The organism is Polaromonas sp. (assembly GCF_018780625.1).
GTDB lineage: Bacteria > Pseudomonadota > Gammaproteobacteria > Burkholderiales > Burkholderiaceae_C > Polaromonas.
Window position 1 is genome coordinate 1 of the sequence record NZ_JADMJK010000065.1, and the last position, 19,529, is coordinate 19,529.

The window sequence follows — 19,529 nt, forward strand, 5'->3', positions numbered from 1 at the left end:
TGGCCGGGCAGGGCGATGATGCCGTGCCGTCCATGCCCGGCGGCTCGGTGGTGGCTGTGGGGGACGACGACCAGAGCATTTACGCCTTTCGCGGCGCCCGTGTGGGCAACATGGCCGACTTCGTGCGCGAGTTTCATGTCACGCACCAGATCAAGCTGGAGCGCAATTACCGCAGTTTCGGCAACATCCTGGATTCGGCCAACGAGCTGATCAGCCACAACAGCAAGCGGCTCGGCAAAACCCTGAGCACCGACGCCGGACCCGGCGAGCCGGTCCGGGTTTATGAGTCGACCAGCGATTTTGCCGAAGCGCAGTGGTTTGTCGACGAGGTCAAGCAGCTGGTGCGGGACGGCAGCGAGCGCAAGGAAATTGCGCTGCTCTACCGCAGCAATGCGCAAAGCCGGGTCATGGAAACCGCGCTGTTCAACGCCGGTGTGCCTTACCGCGTCTATGGCGGCCTGCGCTTTTTCGAGCGCGCCGAGATCAAGCACGCGCTGGCCTATTTGCGCCTGCTTGAGAACCCGCATGACGACACCAGCTTTATGCGCGTGGTCAACTTTCCGCCGCGCGGAATCGGTGCGCGCAGCATCGAGCAGCTGCAGGATATCGCGCGCGCCTCGGGTTGCTCCTTGCACGACGGCGTCAGCGCCGTGCCTGGCAAGGCCGGCGCCAACCTGGGCGCCTTTGTCGCCAAGCTCGATGTGCTGCGCGAGCAGACCACGGGCATGAGCCTGCGTGAAATCATTGGGCTGGTACTGGCGCACAGCGGGCTTGAAGCGCATTACAAGCTCGAAAAGGAAGGCCAGGACCGGCTGGAGAATCTGGCCGAACTGGTCAACGCCGCCGAGTCATTTGTAAGCCAGGAAGGGTTTGGCCGCGACGCCGTGGCGCTGCCGGTCGATGAACTGGGCGCGCGCCTGAACCTCAGCCAGTCGCCCGCCAGCCAGGGGCTGGACCCTGCAGCCGATGCGCTGCTGCCTGAGTTTTTGGCGCCCGATGCCGAAACCGGGGAAACACTGTCGCCGCTGGCGGCTTTTCTCACGCATGCGGCGCTGGAGTCGGGCGACAACCAGGCGCAGGCCGGGCAAGACGCGGTGCAACTGATGACCGTGCATTCCTCCAAAGGGCTGGAGTTTGACTGCGTGTTCATCACCGGTCTGGAAGACAGCCTGTTCCCGCATGAAAACGCCATGAACGACGTGGAAGGCCTGGAAGAAGAACGCCGGCTGATGTACGTGGCGATCACGCGGGCGCGCAAGCGGCTGTACCTGAGCTACTCGCAAACGCGCATGCTGCACGGCCAGACGCGCTACAACCTGAAAAGCCGGTTTTTTGACGAGCTGCCAGAGTCGGCGCTTAAATGGATCACGCCCAGGAACCAGGGATTTGCAGCCGGACCGGGTAGTGCAGGCGCTGCAGGCGGCTGGCGGGGTGCTACTGATTCAGGAGCTGGTAGCACGCGTGGTGATTGGGCTAGTAGCCTTTTTTCTTCGAAAACAGCGGCTTCGCCTGTGCCCCCGCAGCGCAGCGCGCCGTCCCATGGCCTCAAAACCGGCATGCAGGTGTTTCACGCCAAGTTTGGCGAGGGCAAGGTGCTGATGCTCGAAGGCAGCGGAGACGATGCCCGGGCTCAGATCAATTTCACGCGGCACGGCGTGAAGTGGCTGGCCTTGAGCGTGGCCAAGCTCACGATCGTTTAGGCGGCAAGCTCAGGATGCGTCATCGGCGCTTGCCGGGGCGTCTTCAGGCGTGGCTTCAAAACTGTCCCGAAACGTGAAGTAAATCGAGGTGAAAAACATCGCCACAATCACCAGTGCGACCGGAAACATGGCCACGTTGGCCAGCATCGGGTTGCCTGCCAGGCTCGCAATCAGCGCCACCGCCACGGCCGCCAGCACGAAAACGCCAGTCCAGGCCAGCCCGAAAACGGTCATCGCGCCAAAGTTCTTGTAGCAGGCCATGAAGCTGAAAAACAGGCTTTTGACCGGCGACACCCCGTGCCAGTGCACCAGCGCAGGCGCATGCCAGAACAGCACCGACAGCGGCAGGTACAAGCCCATGGCCACCCACATGGCCACTTGAAAGTCGCCTTGCAGCACCAGCTCCTCGGTGATCTTGCCGCCCACCAGGTAGAGCCGGGCAAACTGCCCACCGTCAAACAGGGCCGACACGGCCATCAGCATCAAAAAGCCCAGGGCATACAGCGCGCCCAGTACCAGCATGGCCCGCATTTGCTGCCGGCCCGCGCGAAAGGCGCTGATCAAAATCGAGGGCATCGGAAAGTTTCCCTTGGCGGCCTCCTGCGTCGCCGCCATCAGGCCCAGCGTGGCGGCCGGCAGCAGGGCCAGCGCCAGCGCGGCACCGATAAAAGGCACCATGGTCGCCACCGAGAGCAGGGCCATGAACATGAAAAACAGGCCCGACAGCGCCAGCGGCTGCTTGATGAAGGTGCTGATGCCCAGTTTGACCCAGGTCAGCCCGGTGCGGGCGGGAACAATATTGAGTTTCATGGGGTTCCGCAGACGGGGTGTGACAGGTGGCCGGCGGGTAGTAAAAGCGCCCGCAGCACACGCTCAAAATGGCCGGGATCGTGGGCCTGGAGCACGGCCGCTTCGCGCGGCAGATGAAAGTCCCACAGCCGTGAAATCCAGAAGCGCAGCGCCGCCGCGCGCTGCAGGGCCGGCAACAGGGTGCGCTCTTGCGCCGTGAGGGCGCGCACGCGCTGGTAGGCGGCCAGGAAGGCGTCGGCACGCGCGGCGTCCTGCGCCCCACTTGGCAGGTCAATGCACCAGTCGTTGAGGCAAACGCCAATGTCAAACAAAAAGGCGTCGCAGCCGGCAAAGTAAAAGTCAAAAAAGCCGCTCAGCGTGCCGTGGTCAAACATCACGTTGTCGCGAAACAGGTCGGCGTGTATGGGGCCGCGCGGCAGGCTGGCGTAGCCTGAAGACGCCGCGATATGGTTCTGGTAGGCCAGCTCGCCCAGAATCAGGCTGCGCTGCGCCGGCGTCAGATGCGGCAGCACCACCGGTACGGTCTCGTTCCACCAGTCCAGCCCGCGCAGGTTGGGCTGGTGCCGGGGGTAGTCCAGCCCGGCCAGGTGCATGCGGGCCAGCATCTCGCCCACTTGCGCGCAGTGGTCGGCCGTGGGCGCCAACTCGCTCTGGCCGCGCAGCTTGTTGACGACGGCGGCGGGCTTGCCCTTCAGGCGGTGCACGATCACGCCCTTGGCATTTGCGGCCGGGTCGGGCACGGGAATCCCGCTGGCCGCCAGGTGCTTCATCAGGTGCAGGTAAAACGGCAACTGCTCGAACGTCAGGCGCTCAAACAGCGTCAGCACGTACTGGCCCTGCGTGGTGTCTACAAAATAGTTGGTGTTTTCAATGCCGCCTGCAGCGCCTTTGATGCTCTGCAGTTGCCCCAACTTCAAGGCGTTCAAGAACGCTGCAGCCTCGTCAAACGAGACTTCGGTAAATACGGCCATGCCTGAAACTGAACCCTGAACTAGATAAAAAAAGCTGAAACTTAAAACTTCAGCACATTCCAGACGCGCGACCCATTGGTGTCGCCGCTGGACGCCGCAGGCGCCGTACCCCGGGCGCCTTCTGCCGGCTTGACTTCGTAAGCCGGCACGGCGGCTTTGGGTTGCACCACAATTTGCTGGGTTTCGCCGCCTACCCGCAACTCATCAATGCGCGAGCCCGCGTCTTCGGTGTGGATGCGCTGGATCGCCCGGTCTGGACGCCCGGCTTTTTCAGTGGCTGCGGGCACTGCAGCCGGGGCAGGCGTCTGCGCCATGGCTGCAGCCAGCGGCAGCAGGGCGAGAGCCGCGAAAAAGGGAAGGCGAAGGGCGTTTTTCATGCCTGCATTGTAGGCTGGCCGGTCCGCCCGGGCTTGTCGCCCGTTGCTGCAATATCCCCGACAATCTGGCGCTATGAGCTCTGACAAAAAAACACTCCTGCTGGTCGATGGTTCCAGCTACCTGTACCGCGCCTTTCACGCCATGCCCGATCTGCGCGTCAAGCCCGGCGACCCCGACAGTCCGGCCACGGGCGCCATTCGCGGCATGATCAACATGATGCAAAAGCTGCGCAAGGATGTGCGCGCCGACTACGCGGTGTGCGTGTTTGACGCCAAGGGCCCGACCTTTCGCGACGCGCTCTACCCCGAGTACAAGGCCCAGCGCTCGGCCATGCCCGACGATCTGCGCAGCCAGGTCGAGCCGATTCACGAGGTGGTGCGCCTGCTGGGCTGGAAAGTGCTGGCCGTGCCCGGCGTGGAAGCCGACGACGTGATTGGCACCCTGGCCTGCATCGGCTCGCGCCAGGCCATCGAGGTCATCATTTCCAGTGGCGACAAGGACTTGAGCCAGCTGGTCGACGAACACATCACCGTGATTGACACCATGAACGACCGCCGCCGCGACCTGGCCGGCGTCGAGGCCGAATTCGGCGTGCCGCCGCGCCTGATGGTCGACTACCAGACCCTGGTCGGCGACACGGTGGACAACGTGCCCGGCGTGCCCAAGGTGGGGCCCAAAACGGCGGTGAAGTGGCTGATTGAATACGGCTCGCTCGATGCGCTGGTGGCCAGAGCCGGCGAGATCAAGGGGGTGGTGGGCGAAAACCTGCGCCAGGCCCTGGACTGGCTGCCCAAAGGGCGGGCGCTGGTGACGATCAAGAAGGACTGCGAACTGGACGGCTACATCGACGGCCTGCCCGCCCTGGAATCCCTGGCCATTGGCGGCCAGCAAACCGAGGCCTTGAAGGACTTTTATGAAAAGTATGGCTTCAAGGGGCTGGTCAAACAAATCGACACCGAAAGCGCGCCGCCCGAACGGCTTGCCAGCCCCGAGGGCCGCCAGCCTGCTGCCAGAGCCAAAAAGGCAGCCTCGCCCAACGAGCCCGGCCTGTTTGACGGGCCCGCATTTCTGGACACGCCGCTTGAGCAACGCGCCACCAACCTGAGCTACGACACGATTCTGACGTGGGAAGCGTTTACGCCCTGGCTGGCCAGAATCGAAGCCGCCGAGCTGGTCGCGGTTGACACCGAAACCACCTCGCTCGACGAAATGCAGGCCCGGATCGTGGGCCTGAGCTTTAGCGTCACGCCCGGCGAAGCGGCCTATATTCCCCTGACGCACGACTACCCCGACGCGCCCGCGCAACTGCCGCTCGTTGCGGTGCTGGCCAGGCTCAAGCCTTGGCTTGAAAACCCGGCCAGGTCCAAGCTGGGCCAGCATGTGAAGTACGACCGCCATGTGTTTGCCAACCACGGCGTGCAAGTGCAGGGCTATGCCCACGACACCATGCTGCAAAGTTATGTGCTCGAAGCGCACAAGCCGCACGGGCTGGCCAGCCTGGCCGAGCGGCACCTGGGGCGCAGCGGCATCAACTACGAAGACCTGTGCGGCAAGGGCGTGCACCAGATCAAGTTCAACCAGGTCGATGTTGCCAAGGCGTCCGAGTATTCGTGCGAAGACTCCGACCAGACGCTGGACGTGCACCGCGTGCTGTGGCCGCAGATCGAGGCCAATGACAAGCTGTGCTTTATTTACCAGCTGGAAATGCACAGCAGCGAAACCCTGTACCGCATCGAGCGCAACGGCGTGCTGATTGACGCGCCCACGCTGGCCAGGCAAAGCGGCGAGCTGGGCGCGCGCATCGTGCAACTCGAAACCGAAGCCTATGAGATTGCCGGCCAGCCCTTCAATCTGGGCAGTCCCAAGCAGTTGGCCGAGATATTTTTTGACAAGCTCGGCATGAAGGTGGTCAAGAAAACGCCCAGCGGCGCGCGCAGCACCGACGAGGAAGTGCTTGAAAAGCTGGCCGAAGACTACCCGCTGCCGGCCCGAATCCTGGAGCACCGGGGCCTGTCCAAGCTCAAGGGCACCTACACCGACAAGCTGGCCCAGCTGGCACACCCCAGGACGGGCCGGGTCCACACGCATTACGCGCAGGCCATCGCCATCACCGGCCGGCTGTCGAGCAACGACCCCAACTTGCAGAACATCCCGGTCAAGACCGCCGAAGGCCGGCGCGTGCGCGAAGCCTTTGTGGCACCTGCCGGCAGCGTGATTGCCAGCGCCGACTACTCGCAGATCGAGTTGCGCATCATGGCCCATATCAGCGAAGACGAGGCCTTGCTGCGCGCCTTCACCGACGGCATGGACGTGCACCGCGCCACGGCCGCCGAGGTTTTTGGCGTGGACGTGACCCAGGTCAGCAGCGAGCAGCGCCGCTACGCCAAGGTGATCAACTTTGGCCTGATCTACGGCATGAGCAGCTTTGGCCTGGCCAAGAACCTGGGCATTGAAACCAAGGCCGCCGCCGCCTACATCGACCGCTACTTTCAGCGCTACCCCGGCGTCAAGAACTACATGGACGAAACCCGCATGCTGGCCAAAAGCCAGGGCTATGTCGAAACCGTGTTCGGCCGGCGCCTGTACCTGCCCGAGATCAACTCGCCCAACGGCCCGCGCCGCGCCGGTGCCGAGCGCGCCGCCATCAACGCGCCCATGCAGGGCACGGCGGCCGACCTGATCAAGCTCAGCATGAACAAGGTGCAGCAGGTGCTGGACGATGAAAAGCGGGGGACCAAAATGATCATGCAGGTGCATGACGAGCTGGTGTTTGAAGTGCCCGCGTCAGAAGTCGACTGGGTCCGGCTGGAGATTCCGCGCCTGATGGCTGGCGTCGCCAGCCTCAAGGTGCCGCTGCTGGCCGAGATCGGCTTTGGTGCCAATTGGGAGAAGGCGCACTGAACCGGCCCTGAGGGCCTGCTCATGAATAACTTGCACCCTTGACTCGCCAGCGCCGGCGCCGGTGCCGGTGCCGGTGCGTGGTTGCGAACTGCTTGTGCGGCTATGCCGGGCAAGAGCCGGCGAAAGAACCAACGGCCTGTTGAATCGCATGGGCTTCGTACGGCCCACCCTTCGGTCCGTATGCTGAGTTCTTTCCATGCTGCTCTGCGATCTTGGAGATCACACACCCGCGTTGCTTGCCGGTCAAGTAAGTGCGCCAGGTTGACGAGTTGATATACGCGTTGGCCACAGCCGGGGGGCGGGTATGCAGCGGTTGAGTTTGCGACTGTTGCCTGCTCGCTGTCACCACCGCTGGGTCTGGGTGGCGTTCTGCGCCGACCTGGATTGCGCTTCGTTCAACACCACCAGTTCATCGCCTTCTTTCACTCGCTGCCCGTCCCGCCGACACCTGACCACGCCAACTTCTCATGGCTAGGCCCACCGGCGAGCGCGCCCCCCGGCAGGATGGACGCCGCGTGCATGCAAGCCCTGCTCCATGCTCACCTCTGTACGGTTTAGCGTTCGCGCCCGGCGCGTCGCAGCACCTGCGTCACCGGCTCGGCCAGGTACTGCAGCGGCGTGCGTGCCTCGCCTTTGATGAACACCTCGGCCGGCATGCCGGCCTGCAGTTTGACGTCGCCGGCCTGCGCCAGCGAGGCAGCGTCGGCCTCGATCAGCGCCACGTAATAGGCCTGGTTGGTGGTCCGGTCGACCGTGCGGTCGGCCGCCAGGTAGAACACCTTGCCTTCGACCAGCCTGGTGGTGCGGTACTTGAACGCGGTAAAACGGATCTCGGCGGCCTGACCCTGATGCACGCGCGCCACGTCCTCGGTGCGGATGCGTGCCTCCACCACCAGGCGCGGATTGCTCGGCACGATGTCGGCTATCGGTTCGCGCGGCGAGACCATGCTGCCCGGCGTGGTGAACTTCAGGTTGATCACGTCGCCGGCCACCGGCGCCACGATCACCTGCCGGCTCGACGCGTCGGTGGTTTTGCGCTGCTCCTGCTCGATTTCGGTCAGGCGCGCGGAACTCACCTTCAGTTGGTCGCTGGCCTGCTGCCGGTAGTCGCCCTCAAGCCCCTTGATGCGCAGGTCGGCGTCGACCAGGCGTTGCTCGGCGCGCGCCAGCTCGGAGCGCTTCTCCTCCAGCTTGACGCCATAGTCCGCCACCGTGGCCTCGAGCTGCGAGATCCGTGTCGCGGAGATAAAGCCGTCTTTGAGCAGGTTGCGGTTCGTCTCCAGCTCGGCGCGCTGGTGCTTCAGCGAGTCGGTCGCCGAGGCGATCTGCGCGCGCAGCGCAGTCGCCTCCTGTGCCACCTTGGCCTGTTGCTGACGCAGCAGCACCGACTGGCCGACGAGCGCGTCGCGCCGGGCACTGAACAGTGCGCGCTCCTTCGTCATCTGCTCGGCCAGACGCGAATCGGCGCGGGCCGCGTCGACCACATCGGCCGGAAAATCCACGGCCCGGGCCGACAGTTGCTCGGCCTCGAGCCGCGCCAGGCTGGCGCGCTCCGCCATCACGCGGTAGTTGAGCCGGTTCAGGTCGGCGTCAACCGACACGTCGCCGAGCACCAGTAGCGTCTCGCCCTGCGCCACTTGCTGGCCGTCACGCACCATCACCTCGCGCACGGTGCCGCCCTCGGCATGCTGCACCACGCGGCGATCCAGATCGACCTTGACAAACGAACTCGCCACCACCGCCGCCGACAAGGGTGCCAACGCCATCCACGCCGCCACCGGAACAACGCCCAGCAGCAGCACTGCGGCGGCGCGGCGCGCCAAGTTGCGCGCTTCGAGCAGGTGCTGCTCAAGCGGGGCCTGCGGATCGAGGGGCGACATCACGGCGGCGCTCATGACGCCTTCTCCGCGCGAAGATTCAGCGCATCGTCATTGCCGGCCGCGTGCGGCGCATGGGGCGCGCGCGGCATCGCCACCACCTGGGCACCGCCGCCGGCGGGGGGTACGGCCGGCTGGCTCTTCTGCTGCATCGCCTTCATCACCTCGGCGCTCGGCCCATAGTGCTGCACCTTGCCGGCGTCGAGCACCAGCATCTTGTCGACATGCTGGATCAGCGTGGCGCGGTGCGTCACCACCACCACCGTCGCCTGTCCGCGCAGCGAGCGCAGCGTTTCGGCCAGCGCCAGTTCGCCGGCCCCGTCCAGGTTCGAATTGGGCTCGTCGAGGATCAGCAGCTTGGGGTCGCCATACAGCGCGCGCGCCAGTGCAATGCGCTGGCGCTGCCCGGGCGAGATGACGGCGCTGTGCAGGTCGACCATCGTGTCGTAGCCCTCGGGCAGCGCCAGGATCAGCTCATGGACATGGGCGCGCTGCGCGGCCTTGACCGCCTGCGCCGAATCCACCGCGCCGAGCCGCGCGATATTCTCGGCCACCGTGCCGGGGAACAGCTCCACGTCCTGCGGCACGTAGCCCAGCCACGGGCCCAGGTCTTCGCGCGGCCACTGCGTCAGGTCAGCCTGGTCCAGTCGCACCGTGCCGGCGGTCGGTTTCCATACCCCCGTCAGCAGCCGCACCAGCGTCGACTTGCCGGCACCGCTGGCGCCGATGATGGCCAGCGACTCGCCCGCATCGAGCTGTAGCGACACGCCGGTCAGCAGCATGCGTTCGCCCTGCGGCGCGCGGAACATCAGGTTTTGCGCCAGCAGCTGTCCATGCGGAGCCGGCAGCGCCATGCGGGCCGGCTCCGCTGCTGCGGCGTCGAGCATCTCGCTCAGGCGTCGGAACGCCGCGCGGCCCTCGGCCAGTACCTTCCAACTGCCGACCACCAGCTCGACCGGCGCCAGCGCGCGGCCCAACAAGATGGTGCACGCAATCATCACCCCCGGCGTGGCCTGCGCGCTGATGACCAGCCAGGCACCCATCGCCAGCATCACCATCTGCACCGCTTGGCGCAACGTGCGCGTCAGCGCCGCCATCGCCACCGTCTTGGTCGCGGTCGGTTGCTGCAAAGCCGTGACCTCGGCGTTCTTCTGCCGCCAGCGCGCGATCAGCGCATCGGTCATGCCCAGCGTCTGCGCCACTTCGGCGTTCTGCAACGAGGCTTCGAGGTAGCGCGTGGTGCCGGCCGCGGCCCGCTGCAAAGCCTCGATCTCGCGGCGCGTGATGAAGTCATTGATCAGCGCCAGCGCCAGCATCAGCAGCGCCGCCGCAGCCGCCGTCATGCCGAGCACCGGGTGCGCGAGCCAGATCACCGCCACGTAGACAATCACCCACGGCGCGTCAAACAGCGCCAGCAGGCCCTGGGTCGAGAACAGCGCGCGCAGCGCGCCAACGTCGCGCAGGCCCTCCGAACTGCCGCGCCCGCTGCGCCGTGCGCCCTGCGCGATGACGATCTTGGTCACCGCCGGCGACAGCGACTCGGCCACGATGTTGCCGGCCACGCCCTGCAGTCGGGCACGCAGGTAGTCAAGCGCCAGCAGCAGCACCATGGCCACGCCGGAACCGATCAGCAGCACCAGCAGCGTCTCGCCGCTCTGGCTGGCCAGCACCCGGTCGAACACCTGCAGCATGAAGAGGGCGGGAACGAGCAGCAGCAGGTTGACGAAGAAGGACAGGCCTGCGACGTGGAGCAGCGGGCGGCGCAGGAGTTGGAGGAGTGGCTTCATGGCGTAGTAAAACCTGGTTACCCAAAGCTACCGCCCGCTTCTGCGAGGCGGGCGGTAGGAAGTCACTAGATCACGACGAAGTCGGTGTTCACCACCGTGCCGGGATGCGTCGTCGTTCCGAGCGTTGCAAACTGTACGGCAGCACTGGCCACACCCGTGCCATCTGCGTCATAGGACAGCGATCCGGTGGCGGGGTCATAGATGATCCGGGTAGTGCCATCGGCTGCTGCCCCGGCGCCGACGATGTCCAGGGCGCCTGCACTCAAGATGCCGGTCGTGAGCAAGGCGTTGAACAAGCCTGTGCCGGTGTTTTCGAGGTGGATCTTGTCGGTGCCGGACACAAAGTCGGTGATCGTGTCGATGCCTGCCGTGGTCAAGCTTGTGTTGAAAACAAACGTATCGGATCCCGCCCCGCCGACCAACGTATCTCCGACCTCCTTGCCGTTGAGCACGTCATCCCCGCTGCCACCGTACAGCGTATCCGCCCGCGGGGTTCCTTGGGAGCCTCCATCGCCAGTAATGGTGTCGTTTCCACCATCGCCGAAAACGATGTCACTTCCGCTCAGTGCGTTGACGGTTTCTCCGGCGTTGCCTCCGTCGTAGATGTTGTTGCCGGCACTAACCGTCGTCGCGGTGACGTCCGTAACATAGACTTTTATCGTGGCATTCGGCGACGACACTTGGCCGTCCGAAACGGAAACCTGCACGGAGTAGTAGCTGCCACCTCCATCCAAACCCGGCGCACCCTCATAGTCCACCAGAGAGAGGTCGCCCACGGTCAGCTGGCCACTCGTGCTTAGAGCGAATGCACCGCCTGAATTGTCGGAAATCAAGCTGTATGTCAATGTGTCTGCGTCTGCGTCACTGGCCACGACGTTTAGCGTGGGACTTATTTCAAACCCATTGACGGCCGAGTTGATCAAGTGCTCTCTGACCGTAAACGACTGGCCATCGATCGTCGGCGCATGGTTCTCAATGAGATCGTTGACACTGAGCGTGAAGCTCTGGGTCGCATCCGGGTCGACGCCGACGCCGGCGTCATTGACACCCACGTTGACCGCGTAGCTGGCCTGGCTTTCGAAGTCCAGCGTGACGCCGGCCTTCAGGAACAGCTCATTGCCCACAATCTCGAAGCTTGCCGCGTCCGTGCCGGACAGCGACAGGACGTTCGTCCCCAGCGCGTCGTCGGTGATCGTAATGTTGGCCACCTTGGTGTGGGTCGCCGTGTTGGTGTTCTCGTCAATGTCGGTAGTCGTGTTGCTCAGCACCACCGCCGTCGGCGCTTCGTTGACGTCGTTGACGCTGACCGTCACCGCGTGGGTGTCGCTCAGGGCCGGTGTGCCGCCATCGGTGGCCACGACGTTGAAGCTGTAGCTGGACTTGGCTTCGAAGTCGGCCGAGGCGTTCAGCCTCACGTTGCCGGATGCATCGATGTTAAAGGCCGTCGCATCAGTGCCCGACAGGCTCCAGGTGACGCTGTCGCCCGCATCCGCATCGCTCGCCGTCGCCGCGTACACCACAGTGCTGGTGGCCGTGTTCTCGTTCACGCTACCGACGGCACTCGATGTGACCACTGGCGCATCGTTGGTGCCAGCGACGTTCACGGTAATCGTTCGGCTTGCCGTGCCGTCAAGGGAATTAACCGTCAGCGTGTCGGTCGCCGGAGCGCTCCCATTGAGCGCCTGGGTAGCCGCACGATCGTTGTCCAGCGTGTAGGTCCATGCGCCCGTCGCGGCAACAAAAGTGAAGTCGCCGTAAGTGCCGGAGAGACTGGCTGGGGCTGCAAACACCGCTTGCCCCGCATCCACGTCGCTTACATCCAGATCGCCCGCGGCGCTCGGATCACCCAGCGTGCCGTTGGCTACCCCGCCGGCTTCGACCACGGCATAGTCGCCGCCCTCGGTCACCGAGATCGAGGCGTTGTCGTTGCTGCCGGTGATGTTGACCGTGATAGTGTGATTGGCTGTCCCATCAAACGATGTTACCGTCAGGCTGTCGGTGACATTCTGCCCCTCGGTCAGACTGTCTGCCTTGCTTTGGTTGAGGGTGTATACCCACTCGCCGCTCGTTTGGTTAAAGGTGAAACTGCCATAGGTGCCGACCAGGCTTGCCGGAGCCACCGCCTGGAACACGTTCTGCCCCGCATCCAGATCATGAACCGTCACCGTACCACTGGCGGAAGGATCGCCCAGCGCGTCATTGGCCACACCGCCGGCTTCCTTGACGCCGTAGTCTGAGTTGGCGGATATCGTGGCGATGTCGTTGCTGCCCACGATATTGACGTGCACGGTGGCAAAGCTGAGGGTACCGTTGGCGAGCCGGATGGCGTACGTGAAGGTGTCGTTCATGACTTCACCCTCGGCTAGCGCATTGACTGCATTGATGGCGGCTTCCGACTCACCTAACCTGTATTCGATCTGACCATTAAAAATACGAATCAGGTTGCCGTTTGCAGTCGTTTCCCAACCGTCGCCGATGTCGGAGCCCAACAAATTTTCCTGATTGATAGGGTTGCCAGCCCCATCGTCGATCGACCAAAGTGTCTTGGCTTTGCCGCCGAGGTCGTTGTTCATCACATCCAGGAGCAGAACACCTCCACCGGTCAGATAATCTTCGACGGTCGAGTAGGTGTCATCGCCGGCCTGCGGCGTGTTGGTCGAAGATGTGGTGTTGATCGCCATGATTGCTTTCCTATAGACAGTTAACAAACCATTAAAAAAGAGCCGCCTCACGGCCACCCGCCTCCCGAAACCTTCACTCCACCGGCGCCAGCCGCGAGACCAGGAACTTGAGCGCCGCGCCGGTCTTGTCGCCCCTGGGTTCAATGCGGACGATCTCGCATTGCGCCTTGAACTTCATCCGCCCGCTGAGCCAGTCAAATTCGATTTCTAAATCGATCAAGCTGCCCACCCGCTGCTTGCGATCCGTCTCGAAAAACAGGCCGGATGCGCTGATGTCGCGCGTCATGCCTTGACTCCCATTTTCGAACTGCAAGGGCAGGGCGATGCACGCACGGGGTTCGCTGCGGTACTCTGTATGGCATCAGTGTGCCCACGCCGCATGTTTCCCGCATGGCCGGTGTCTCCCTTTTTTTCCAGGAGCTTGTCATGAATGATTCCAATGATGTCCAGGACAAATATCCCGGTAGGCGCTTGGACGCAGTGCAATGATGTGTCTTTACACGTTGGAATATTTGATGTGATGTAAGGGCATTTCCTTTGGCCCTGCGCTGGCTATGAGCTGGTGTTTGAAGTGCCCGTGGCGGAAGTCAAATGGGTCTGGCTTGAGATGCATGGCCGGGTGGACGAGATCAATCGGTTTTCGGCCCAACTGGGAAAAAGCGCGCGAAGGCACGATCTGGTCGGCGGCAGGGAAAATTTCCAAACGGTCCGGGGCGCCAGAGAAAGCCGACGCGCCATGGCAGGGAAAACCCATTGGTATTTCCCTGTACTGGTAAAAAGTTGTGTGACCGGATAGACTGCGCCTGTTTTCCTTGCTCCCGGTTTTCCCCCTTCCTTCAACCGCTCCTATTCACCACACAATCATGCTGAACAACGACCAAAAAAACGACTTTGACTCCCTGCTGCCCGGCCAGAGCACCGAATCCGGCGCCAGCCGCCGCACGGCCCTGAAGGCTGCGCTGGGTGCGGGTTATGCGGCTGCCGCCATGCCCATCATGGCCCAAACGGCTATTAAAACCTCGGCCGACGGCCTTAAAACCGGCGAAGCCACGGTTGAAGTCAATGGCTTCAAGGTGCCTGTTTTTTACGCCGCCCCGGCCGGAAAAACCAACCTGCCGGTGATTCTGGTGATCCAGGAAATCTTTGGCGTGCATGAATACATCGCCGACACCTGCCGCCGCTTTGCCAAGGCCGGCTACATGGCCATTGCGCCTGAACTCTTTGCACGCCAGGGCGACCCGAGCAAGTACGGCGAAATGGCCAAGCTCATGTCCGAGGTGGTCTCCAAGGTGCCGGATGCGCAGGTCATGGCGGACCTCGATGGTGTGGTGAAGTGGGCCGGCACCCAGGGCGGAAACACCAAAAAAGTTGGTATCACCGGCTTTTGCTGGGGTGGCCGCATCACCTGGCTGTATGCCGAGCACAACAAGAACGTCAAGGCGGGCGTGGCCTGGTACGGCCGCCTGGTGGGCACGTCTTCGGCGCTGACGCCCAAGCACCCGGTGGAACTGGCAGCGACGCTGAAGGCGCCGGTGCTGGGACTTTACGGCGGGCAGGACGGCGGCATTCCGGTCACCACCATCAACCAGATGAAAGACGCGCTGGCGCAGGCCGGCCAGGCGGGCAACGCCGCCGCCAGGGCGTCGGAGTTTGTGCTGTACCCGTCCGCACCCCACGCATTTCACGCCGACTACCGGCCCAGCTACCGCAAGGAAGCCGCAGAAGACGGCTTCAAGCGCGCGCTGGCCTGGTTCAAGACCCACGGCGTCGCGTAACGGTTTCTTTGAGTAAAGGCCGCCTCGCCGCAAGGGAGGCGGCTTTTTCATGGGCGTCTGCTGCCGTCTCCTTGCACGCGGGATAATGTGGGCGTGATTCCCCGTGCCACGGCCGCCAGGGCTGCTGCCGATTTTTAACAATAATTCAGGGCTCTGGCCCAATAAGAACGTATAAAAACGCTATGACTTTAGTAGCAATTTTGTTGGGAACCCTGACCGCCGGCATCGGCAGCGTGTGGCTGGCGGCGCTGCTGAGCTTTGGCGTGCTGGCCCGCTACACCCAGCACATGCTCAGCCTGGCGGCTGGGGCGCTGCTGGCCACTGCCTTTTTGCACCTGCTGCCCGAAGCGTTTGAGAGCGAGGTCAGCGCCCAGGCCTTGTTCACCACCTTGCTGGCGGGGCTGGTGTTCTTTTTTCTGCTGGACAAGGCCGAACTGTGGCACCACGGGCATGAACACCACGCGCCCGCGCACGACGCAGACCCGCACCATGCCGACCACGCGCACCACGCGCATCACACCCACAGCCATGACGTAAAAAGCGGCGGCTGGGCCATATTGGCCGGCGACAGCGTGCACGCCTTTGGCGACGGCATCCTGATTGCATCGGCCTTCATGGCCGACCTGCGCCTGGGCGTGGTGGCCGCGTTGGCCGTGCTGATGCACGAGGTGCCGCACCACATGGGCGACCTGATGGTGCTGCGCCAGACGTCCGGCAACCGGCGCATTGCGGTGCTTAAGGTGACGCTGGCCGGCGCCGTGACCGCGCTGGGCGGCATGGTGGGCTACGCGCTGGTGGACCAGCTGTATGGCTACCTGCCGTTTTTTCTGGTCATGGCCGCCAGCAGCTTTGTGTATGTGGCGCTGGCCGACTTGATTCCGCAGCTGCAAAAGCGCGCCAGCGCCCGGGAAACGGCGGCCCAGATTGGCTGGCTGGCCATGGGCATCGCGCTGGTGATGCTGACGAATGCAATCGCCCATTCGCATTGAGCGCTAACTGCCAAAAATTTGACGTGGGTCATGGTCGCCCGGGTCCGGTTGCGGCATCCTTGCAGGCACTTCCAAAACAATTACCAGGAGACCGCCATCAAACACACCAGCCTGCAAATCATTCGCGACGAGCACGCGTCCCTGGCCGCCATGCTGCGCTCCATGACCCTGATGGTGGACCGCGGTCCGGGTGACAACCCGCAGCAGTTCTTTGATGTGCTGCGCGCCATGCTGTTCTATATTGACGAGTTTCCCGAACGCCTGCACCACCCCAAGGAGTCCGACCTGCTGTTTCCACGCATTGTGCGGGCCGCGCCTGCGGTCATGGACGCGGTGGAGCGGCTCGAGCGTGACCACATGAGCGGCGAGAAGGCCGTGCGCGAACTGCAGCACCTGCTGCTGGCCTGGGAACTGCTGGGCGAGCCGCGCCGCCCCGCCTTTGTCGACCAATGCAAGCGCTATGTCGAGTTTTATCTGGAGCACATGCGGCTGGAAGAAAGCGTGATCCTGCCAGAAGCCGAAAAAATGCTGACCGATGCCGACTGGAAAGAGCTGGACGCGGCCTTTGAGAAAAACTGCGACCCGCTGGCCGGCAAGTACCCGCCAGACCCGGAATACGCGCGGCTGTTTACCCGCATCGTGATGCGGGCGCCGGCGCCGATTGGCCTGGGCGACGCCTGAGCGTTTGTAGCGCCGTCAGCCGTCAGCCCGCCACCAGCTTTTGGCTTTTCAGCCAGTCGGCAAGGCGCTCGGCAAACATGCCATAGCCTTGCGCGTTGGCGTGAATCTGGTCTGAACGCAGTTCAGCCCGCGACAGCACATACGACCAGCCGCCCTCAAACAGGGGCGCGCCAGTGTCGCCCGCCACGTCGGCATAGACCGGGTGGTCTTTCAGCGCGCCCATGGCCGCAGCCATCAGCACCGGCTGGGGCTGCGCAATCAGCACCACCTGGGCGCTGCCCTGGGCGGTTTTGACCAGTTCAATCAGCGCCGCGCGCGTGCGCTCGGGCGGCAGCTTGCGCAAAAAATCGTTGCCGCCAATGGACACCAGCACCAGGCCTGGCGTGTTGGCCTGCAGCAGTCCTGGCAAACGCGCCAGCGCGCCTTCAGCCGTGTCGCCGTTCAGTCCCGCGTTTTGCGTGACATGGCCGCTGAGCTGCTCCAGCCGCGCCGGGTAGCTGGCGCCCGTGGCTGCGCCGTAACCGAAGGTCAGGGAGTCGCCCAGGCACAGCAGCGTGGCCTCTTTGGCAAGGGTTTGTGACTTGGGCCGCGCGGATGGGGCGCAGCCGGCGGCCAGCAGCAGTGCGCCGCTCAGGCCAGAGAGCAGGCAGCGGCGGCGCAGCAACTGGGGCAGGGTGTGGTTTTGCATGGGCGGGATGGAGGTTGAAACGCGTAGTGTGCAACAGCCAGCGGCCAGTACCCGCCCGCTGGCGAAAATTTAAATTTAAAGCATAAAAATGGTTCCTAGCCCTTATGCGAAAAGCATTAATAGCTATGAATAAATGAGCATTTATGGTCTTACATTCGCTGACCTCGCACCCCTCTTGAAATCTGCCGGCGTGCCAATAATTCCGTGCTTGCAGGGGTAGCCGCGGCGCATGCGGACTACGTTTTTTGCACATGCCGGGGTGCACCGGCCTGGCGGCAGTGCCCTGCGACTGCAGGCCTTTTTCATGATTTTTCAACCACGAAAAACAAGGAGAACCACCTCATGAACGGAGCATTCGAACCCTTTGGCGACCTGTTCGCCGAACTCAACCGCCTGCAAGGCGGCTATGGGCCGACCTTCAGCCCGGGCGGCCCCGGCAGCCTGCGCGCCTTGCCGCGCCGCACGTTTCCGGCCATTAATGTGGGCAGCACGCCCGACGCCATTGAAGTGCTGGCGCTGGCCCCCGGCATGGAGCCGGCCGAGCTGCAGGTCACCGTCGACAACGGCCTGCTGGTGATTGCCGGCGAGCGCAAGGACGACACGCCTTCAGGCGAAGCCGCCGCTTACGCGCAGGAGCGCTTCAAGGGCGCTTTTCGCCGCGTGATTTCACTGCCCGAAGACGCCGACCCCGCCCGTATTGATGCCGCCTACAAGGACGGCATGCTGCGCGTGACCGTGGCGCGGCGCGAAGCGTCCCGGCCACGCCAGATCAGCATCAGCTAAATAAACCTGATTCAAGGAGGATGTCATGAACCAGAACATGCAAACAGGACAAACCAGCCCCACCATTCAGCGCACGCCCAACGGCCCGGACAACCCGCCAGGGCAGGCCGAGCAGGCCGGTCGTTACGGCAGCTATGGCGGCACCACCTCGGAGCAGGCCGGCGAGGGGCGCGAAATGTCTGCCGCCGGCCAGCCCTTGCGCACGGAAGCCGTCGCCACCCTGGTGCCGCCGGTGGATATTTATGAAGACGAAGCGGGCTTGACGCTGATCGCCGACATGCCCGGCGTTGCAAAGGAGCAGCTGGCCGTGCGCGTCACCGGCGACAGCCTGGTGATTGAAGGCACGGCCTCGGTGCCGGTGATGGCCAACATGGAACTGGTCTACGGTGAAGTCCAGACCCCGCAGTACCGCCGCAGTTTCACCCTGAGCCGGGAACTCGATCCGGGCAAGATCGACGCCCGGCTCAGCAACGGCGTGCTCACGCTGCGCATTCCCAAGACCGAAGAAGCCAAGCCGCGCCGCATCGAGGTGCGCGTGGGCTGAGGGCTGGAACCCGGCTCCGTCATTCCCGCCCCGAATCAGCGCGGGCGGGAATGACGGGCGGGGTGTTCAACGGCGCTTGTCCTGGTGGTAGCGGCCCGATCCCCGCGTGATCACCACGTCGGACGCCAGCACCGTGCCCGGTGCATAGTCCGGCTGGCCCTGCACGCGTTCGTAAAAAGGACTGAAGTCGATCCGGGCCAGCGCAAGCAACTCGTCCAGGTCGTTGATGACGAAGTAGCTTTCCTGAAAGTCATCAATCCGGTAATTCGTGCGCATGACCCGTTCCAGGTCAAAGCGCAGACGGTGGGGTGACGGGTCGTCCAGCGCAAAGCGGCTCTCCGATGCCGACGAAGCAATGCCCGCGCCATAAATGCGCAGTCCGTCTTTTTGCTGGACCAGGCCAAACTCAACGGTGTACCAGTACACGCGCGCCAGTTTGTCGAGCACCCCGAGCTTTTGTGCCCGCAGTCCGCCAACGCCGTAGGCCTGGATGTAGTCCGCAATGGCGGGGTTCATCAGCATGGGCACATGGCCGAAGACGTCGTGGAACACATCGGGCTCCTCCAGGTAGTCCAACTGGTCGGGCTTGCGGATGAAGTGGCCGGCCGGAAAGCGCCTGTGGGCCAGGTGCTCGAAGAACACCTCATCAGGCACCAGGCCCGGCACCGCCACCACCTGCCAGCCGGTGCGCTGCATCAGGGTGTCGGACAGGCGCCGGAAGTCGGGGATCTGGTCGGCGCCGATCGGCAGCGCGGCCATGCCGCTGATGAAGGCGTCGCAGGCGCGTCCAGGCAGCAGCCGGCTTTGTCGCTCGAACAGCGTCTTCCATACGCCGTGTTCTTCGGCGGTGTACTGGTCCCAGCCTTGGTCAATGGTCCAGTCGGCCCGCGCAGGGCGCTGGTCGCCGCCCGCTGCAAGCCCGTGCTTGGTGGTTTCTTTGGTCTGCGCTGGCATGGCCGAGTTC

At 63.8% G+C, this 19,529-nt stretch carries 16 protein-coding genes and 1 pseudogene; 7 read left to right on the plus strand and 10 right to left on the minus strand.

Features of this window, described 5'->3' with window-relative positions:
• Positions 1-1,700, plus strand: a 1,700-nt coding sequence (locus tag IV091_RS05930; protein WP_293466406.1) for a 3'-5' exonuclease, incomplete at its 5' end; no start/stop codon positions are given.
• A 9-nt stretch (positions 1,701-1,709) separates the two neighbouring features.
• Here IV091_RS05930 and IV091_RS05935 read toward each other — a convergent pair.
• Genes IV091_RS05935 through IV091_RS05945 form a run of 3 tightly spaced genes read right to left on the minus strand, consistent with a single transcriptional unit; the run spans position 1,710 to position 3,858 of the window.
• Positions 1,710-2,510 (minus strand): BPSS1780 family membrane protein, encoded by an 801-nt coding sequence (locus tag IV091_RS05935; protein WP_293466409.1) that lies wholly within the window; start codon positions 2,508-2,510, stop codon positions 1,710-1,712.
• Positions 2,507-3,481: a homoserine kinase gene (locus IV091_RS05940; protein WP_293466412.1), complete on the minus strand. Its 975-nt coding sequence runs from the start codon at positions 3,479-3,481 to the stop codon at positions 2,507-2,509. Before IV091_RS05940 ends, IV091_RS05935 begins: the two co-directional genes overlap by 4 nt.
• 41 nt (positions 3,482-3,522) lie before the next feature.
• A complete protein-coding gene (locus IV091_RS05945; protein ID WP_293466415.1) occupies positions 3,523-3,858 on the minus strand; it encodes a hypothetical protein in 336 nt (111 codons plus the stop codon).
• Positions 3,859-3,931: 73 nt separating this feature from the next.
• Here IV091_RS05945 and polA point away from each other — a divergent pair, with 73 nt between their 5' ends.
• Positions 3,932-6,760: a DNA polymerase I gene (polA, locus tag IV091_RS05950; RefSeq protein WP_293466418.1), complete on the plus strand. Its 2,829-nt coding sequence runs from the start codon at positions 3,932-3,934 to the stop codon at positions 6,758-6,760.
• Between the two features lie 554 nt (positions 6,761-7,314).
• Here polA and IV091_RS05955 read toward each other — a convergent pair.
• From IV091_RS05955 to IV091_RS05975, 5 genes and pseudogenes are all read right to left on the minus strand, one after another.
• Positions 7,315-8,640, minus strand: a complete 1,326-nt coding sequence (locus IV091_RS05955; RefSeq protein WP_293466422.1) for an HlyD family type I secretion periplasmic adaptor subunit — start codon at positions 8,638-8,640, stop codon at positions 7,315-7,317.
• 11 nt (positions 8,641-8,651) lie between these two features.
• Entirely contained in the window at positions 8,652-10,424 is a 1,773-nt protein-coding gene (locus IV091_RS05960; protein WP_293466425.1) for a type I secretion system permease/ATPase, read from the minus strand.
• A 65-nt stretch (positions 10,425-10,489) separates the two neighbouring features.
• On the minus strand, positions 10,490-13,105 hold the full coding sequence (locus IV091_RS05965; protein ID WP_293466428.1) for a VCBS domain-containing protein: 2,616 nt from the start codon (positions 13,103-13,105) through the stop codon (positions 10,490-10,492).
• Positions 13,106-13,178: 73 nt separating this feature from the next.
• A pseudogene (locus IV091_RS05970) lies at positions 13,179-13,439 on the minus strand (PilZ domain-containing protein); the annotation flags it as partial.
• 162 nt (positions 13,440-13,601) lie between these two features.
• Positions 13,602-13,859, minus strand: a complete 258-nt coding sequence (locus IV091_RS05975) for a hypothetical protein (RefSeq protein ID WP_293466433.1) — start codon at positions 13,857-13,859, stop codon at positions 13,602-13,604.
• A gap of 109 nt (positions 13,860-13,968) precedes the next feature.
• On the opposite strand from IV091_RS05975, the gene IV091_RS05980 reads away from it, so the two are divergent.
• From IV091_RS05980 to IV091_RS05990, 3 genes are all read left to right on the plus strand, one after another.
• Positions 13,969-14,880 carry a dienelactone hydrolase family protein gene (locus IV091_RS05980; RefSeq protein ID WP_293466435.1) on the plus strand — a complete coding sequence of 304 codons (912 nt, stop codon included), beginning with the start codon at positions 13,969-13,971 and terminating at the stop codon, positions 14,878-14,880.
• Between the two features lie 182 nt (positions 14,881-15,062).
• Entirely contained in the window at positions 15,063-15,869 is an 807-nt protein-coding gene (locus IV091_RS05985; protein WP_293466438.1) for a ZIP family metal transporter, read from the plus strand.
• A 96-nt stretch (positions 15,870-15,965) separates the two neighbouring features.
• A complete protein-coding gene (locus IV091_RS05990) occupies positions 15,966-16,550 on the plus strand; it encodes a hemerythrin domain-containing protein (RefSeq protein WP_293466494.1) in 585 nt (194 codons plus the stop codon).
• Between the two features lie 22 nt (positions 16,551-16,572).
• On the opposite strand, the gene IV091_RS05995 is transcribed toward IV091_RS05990, so the two are convergent.
• The gene (locus IV091_RS05995) at positions 16,573-17,238 is read right to left on the minus strand and encodes a GDSL-type esterase/lipase family protein (RefSeq protein ID WP_293466440.1); all 666 of its coding nucleotides are present in this window, start codon (positions 17,236-17,238) and stop codon (positions 16,573-16,575) included.
• A 342-nt stretch (positions 17,239-17,580) separates the two neighbouring features.
• On the opposite strand from IV091_RS05995, the gene IV091_RS06000 reads away from it, so the two are divergent.
• Together IV091_RS06000 and IV091_RS06005 are read left to right on the plus strand one after the other, a co-directional pair.
• Complete coding sequence (locus IV091_RS06000) at positions 17,581-18,021, plus strand: Hsp20/alpha crystallin family protein (RefSeq protein WP_293466442.1); 441 nt, start codon at positions 17,581-17,583, stop codon at positions 18,019-18,021.
• Positions 18,022-18,046: 25 nt separating this feature from the next.
• Positions 18,047-18,565 (plus strand): Hsp20/alpha crystallin family protein, encoded by a 519-nt coding sequence (locus IV091_RS06005; protein WP_293466444.1) that lies wholly within the window; start codon positions 18,047-18,049, stop codon positions 18,563-18,565.
• 66 nt (positions 18,566-18,631) lie between these two features.
• Here IV091_RS06005 and phhA read toward each other — a convergent pair whose 3' ends face one another.
• Positions 18,632-19,519 (minus strand): phenylalanine 4-monooxygenase, encoded by an 888-nt coding sequence (gene phhA, locus IV091_RS06010; RefSeq protein ID WP_293466446.1) that lies wholly within the window; start codon positions 19,517-19,519, stop codon positions 18,632-18,634.
• Positions 19,520-19,529: the final 10 nt, after the last annotated feature.

What these genes read in the sequence shown, in the direction of transcription:
- IV091_RS05935 (WP_293466409.1), bottom strand. Translation starts at nt 2,510, where the DNA reads ATGAAACTCAATATTGTTCCCGCCCGCACCGGGCTGACCTGGGTCAAA.
- IV091_RS05940 (WP_293466412.1), bottom strand. Translation starts at nt 3,481, where the DNA reads ATGGCCGTATTTACCGAAGTCTCGTTTGACGAGGCTGCAGCGTTCTTG.
- IV091_RS05945 (WP_293466415.1), bottom strand. Translation starts at nt 3,858, where the DNA reads ATGAAAAACGCCCTTCGCCTTCCCTTTTTCGCGGCTCTCGCCCTGCTG.
- polA (WP_293466418.1), top strand. Translation starts at nt 3,932, where the DNA reads ATGAGCTCTGACAAAAAAACACTCCTGCTGGTCGATGGTTCCAGCTAC.
- IV091_RS05955 (WP_293466422.1), bottom strand. Translation starts at nt 8,640, where the DNA reads ATGTCGCCCCTCGATCCGCAGGCCCCGCTTGAGCAGCACCTGCTCGAA.
- IV091_RS05960 (WP_293466425.1), bottom strand. Translation starts at nt 10,424, where the DNA reads ATGAAGCCACTCCTCCAACTCCTGCGCCGCCCGCTGCTCCACGTCGCA.
- IV091_RS05965 (WP_293466428.1), bottom strand. Translation starts at nt 13,105, where the DNA reads ATGGCGATCAACACCACATCTTCGACCAACACGCCGCAGGCCGGCGAT.
- IV091_RS05975 (WP_293466433.1), bottom strand. Translation starts at nt 13,859, where the DNA reads ATGGGTTTTCCCTGCCATGGCGCGTCGGCTTTCTCTGGCGCCCCGGAC.
- IV091_RS05980 (WP_293466435.1), top strand. Translation starts at nt 13,969, where the DNA reads ATGCTGAACAACGACCAAAAAAACGACTTTGACTCCCTGCTGCCCGGC.
- IV091_RS05985 (WP_293466438.1), top strand. Translation starts at nt 15,063, where the DNA reads ATGACTTTAGTAGCAATTTTGTTGGGAACCCTGACCGCCGGCATCGGC.
- IV091_RS05995 (WP_293466440.1), bottom strand. Translation starts at nt 17,238, where the DNA reads ATGCAAAACCACACCCTGCCCCAGTTGCTGCGCCGCCGCTGCCTGCTC.
- IV091_RS06000 (WP_293466442.1), top strand. Translation starts at nt 17,581, where the DNA reads ATGAACGGAGCATTCGAACCCTTTGGCGACCTGTTCGCCGAACTCAAC.
- IV091_RS06005 (WP_293466444.1), top strand. Translation starts at nt 18,047, where the DNA reads ATGAACCAGAACATGCAAACAGGACAAACCAGCCCCACCATTCAGCGC.
- phhA (WP_293466446.1), bottom strand. Translation starts at nt 19,519, where the DNA reads ATGCCAGCGCAGACCAAAGAAACCACCAAGCACGGGCTTGCAGCGGGC.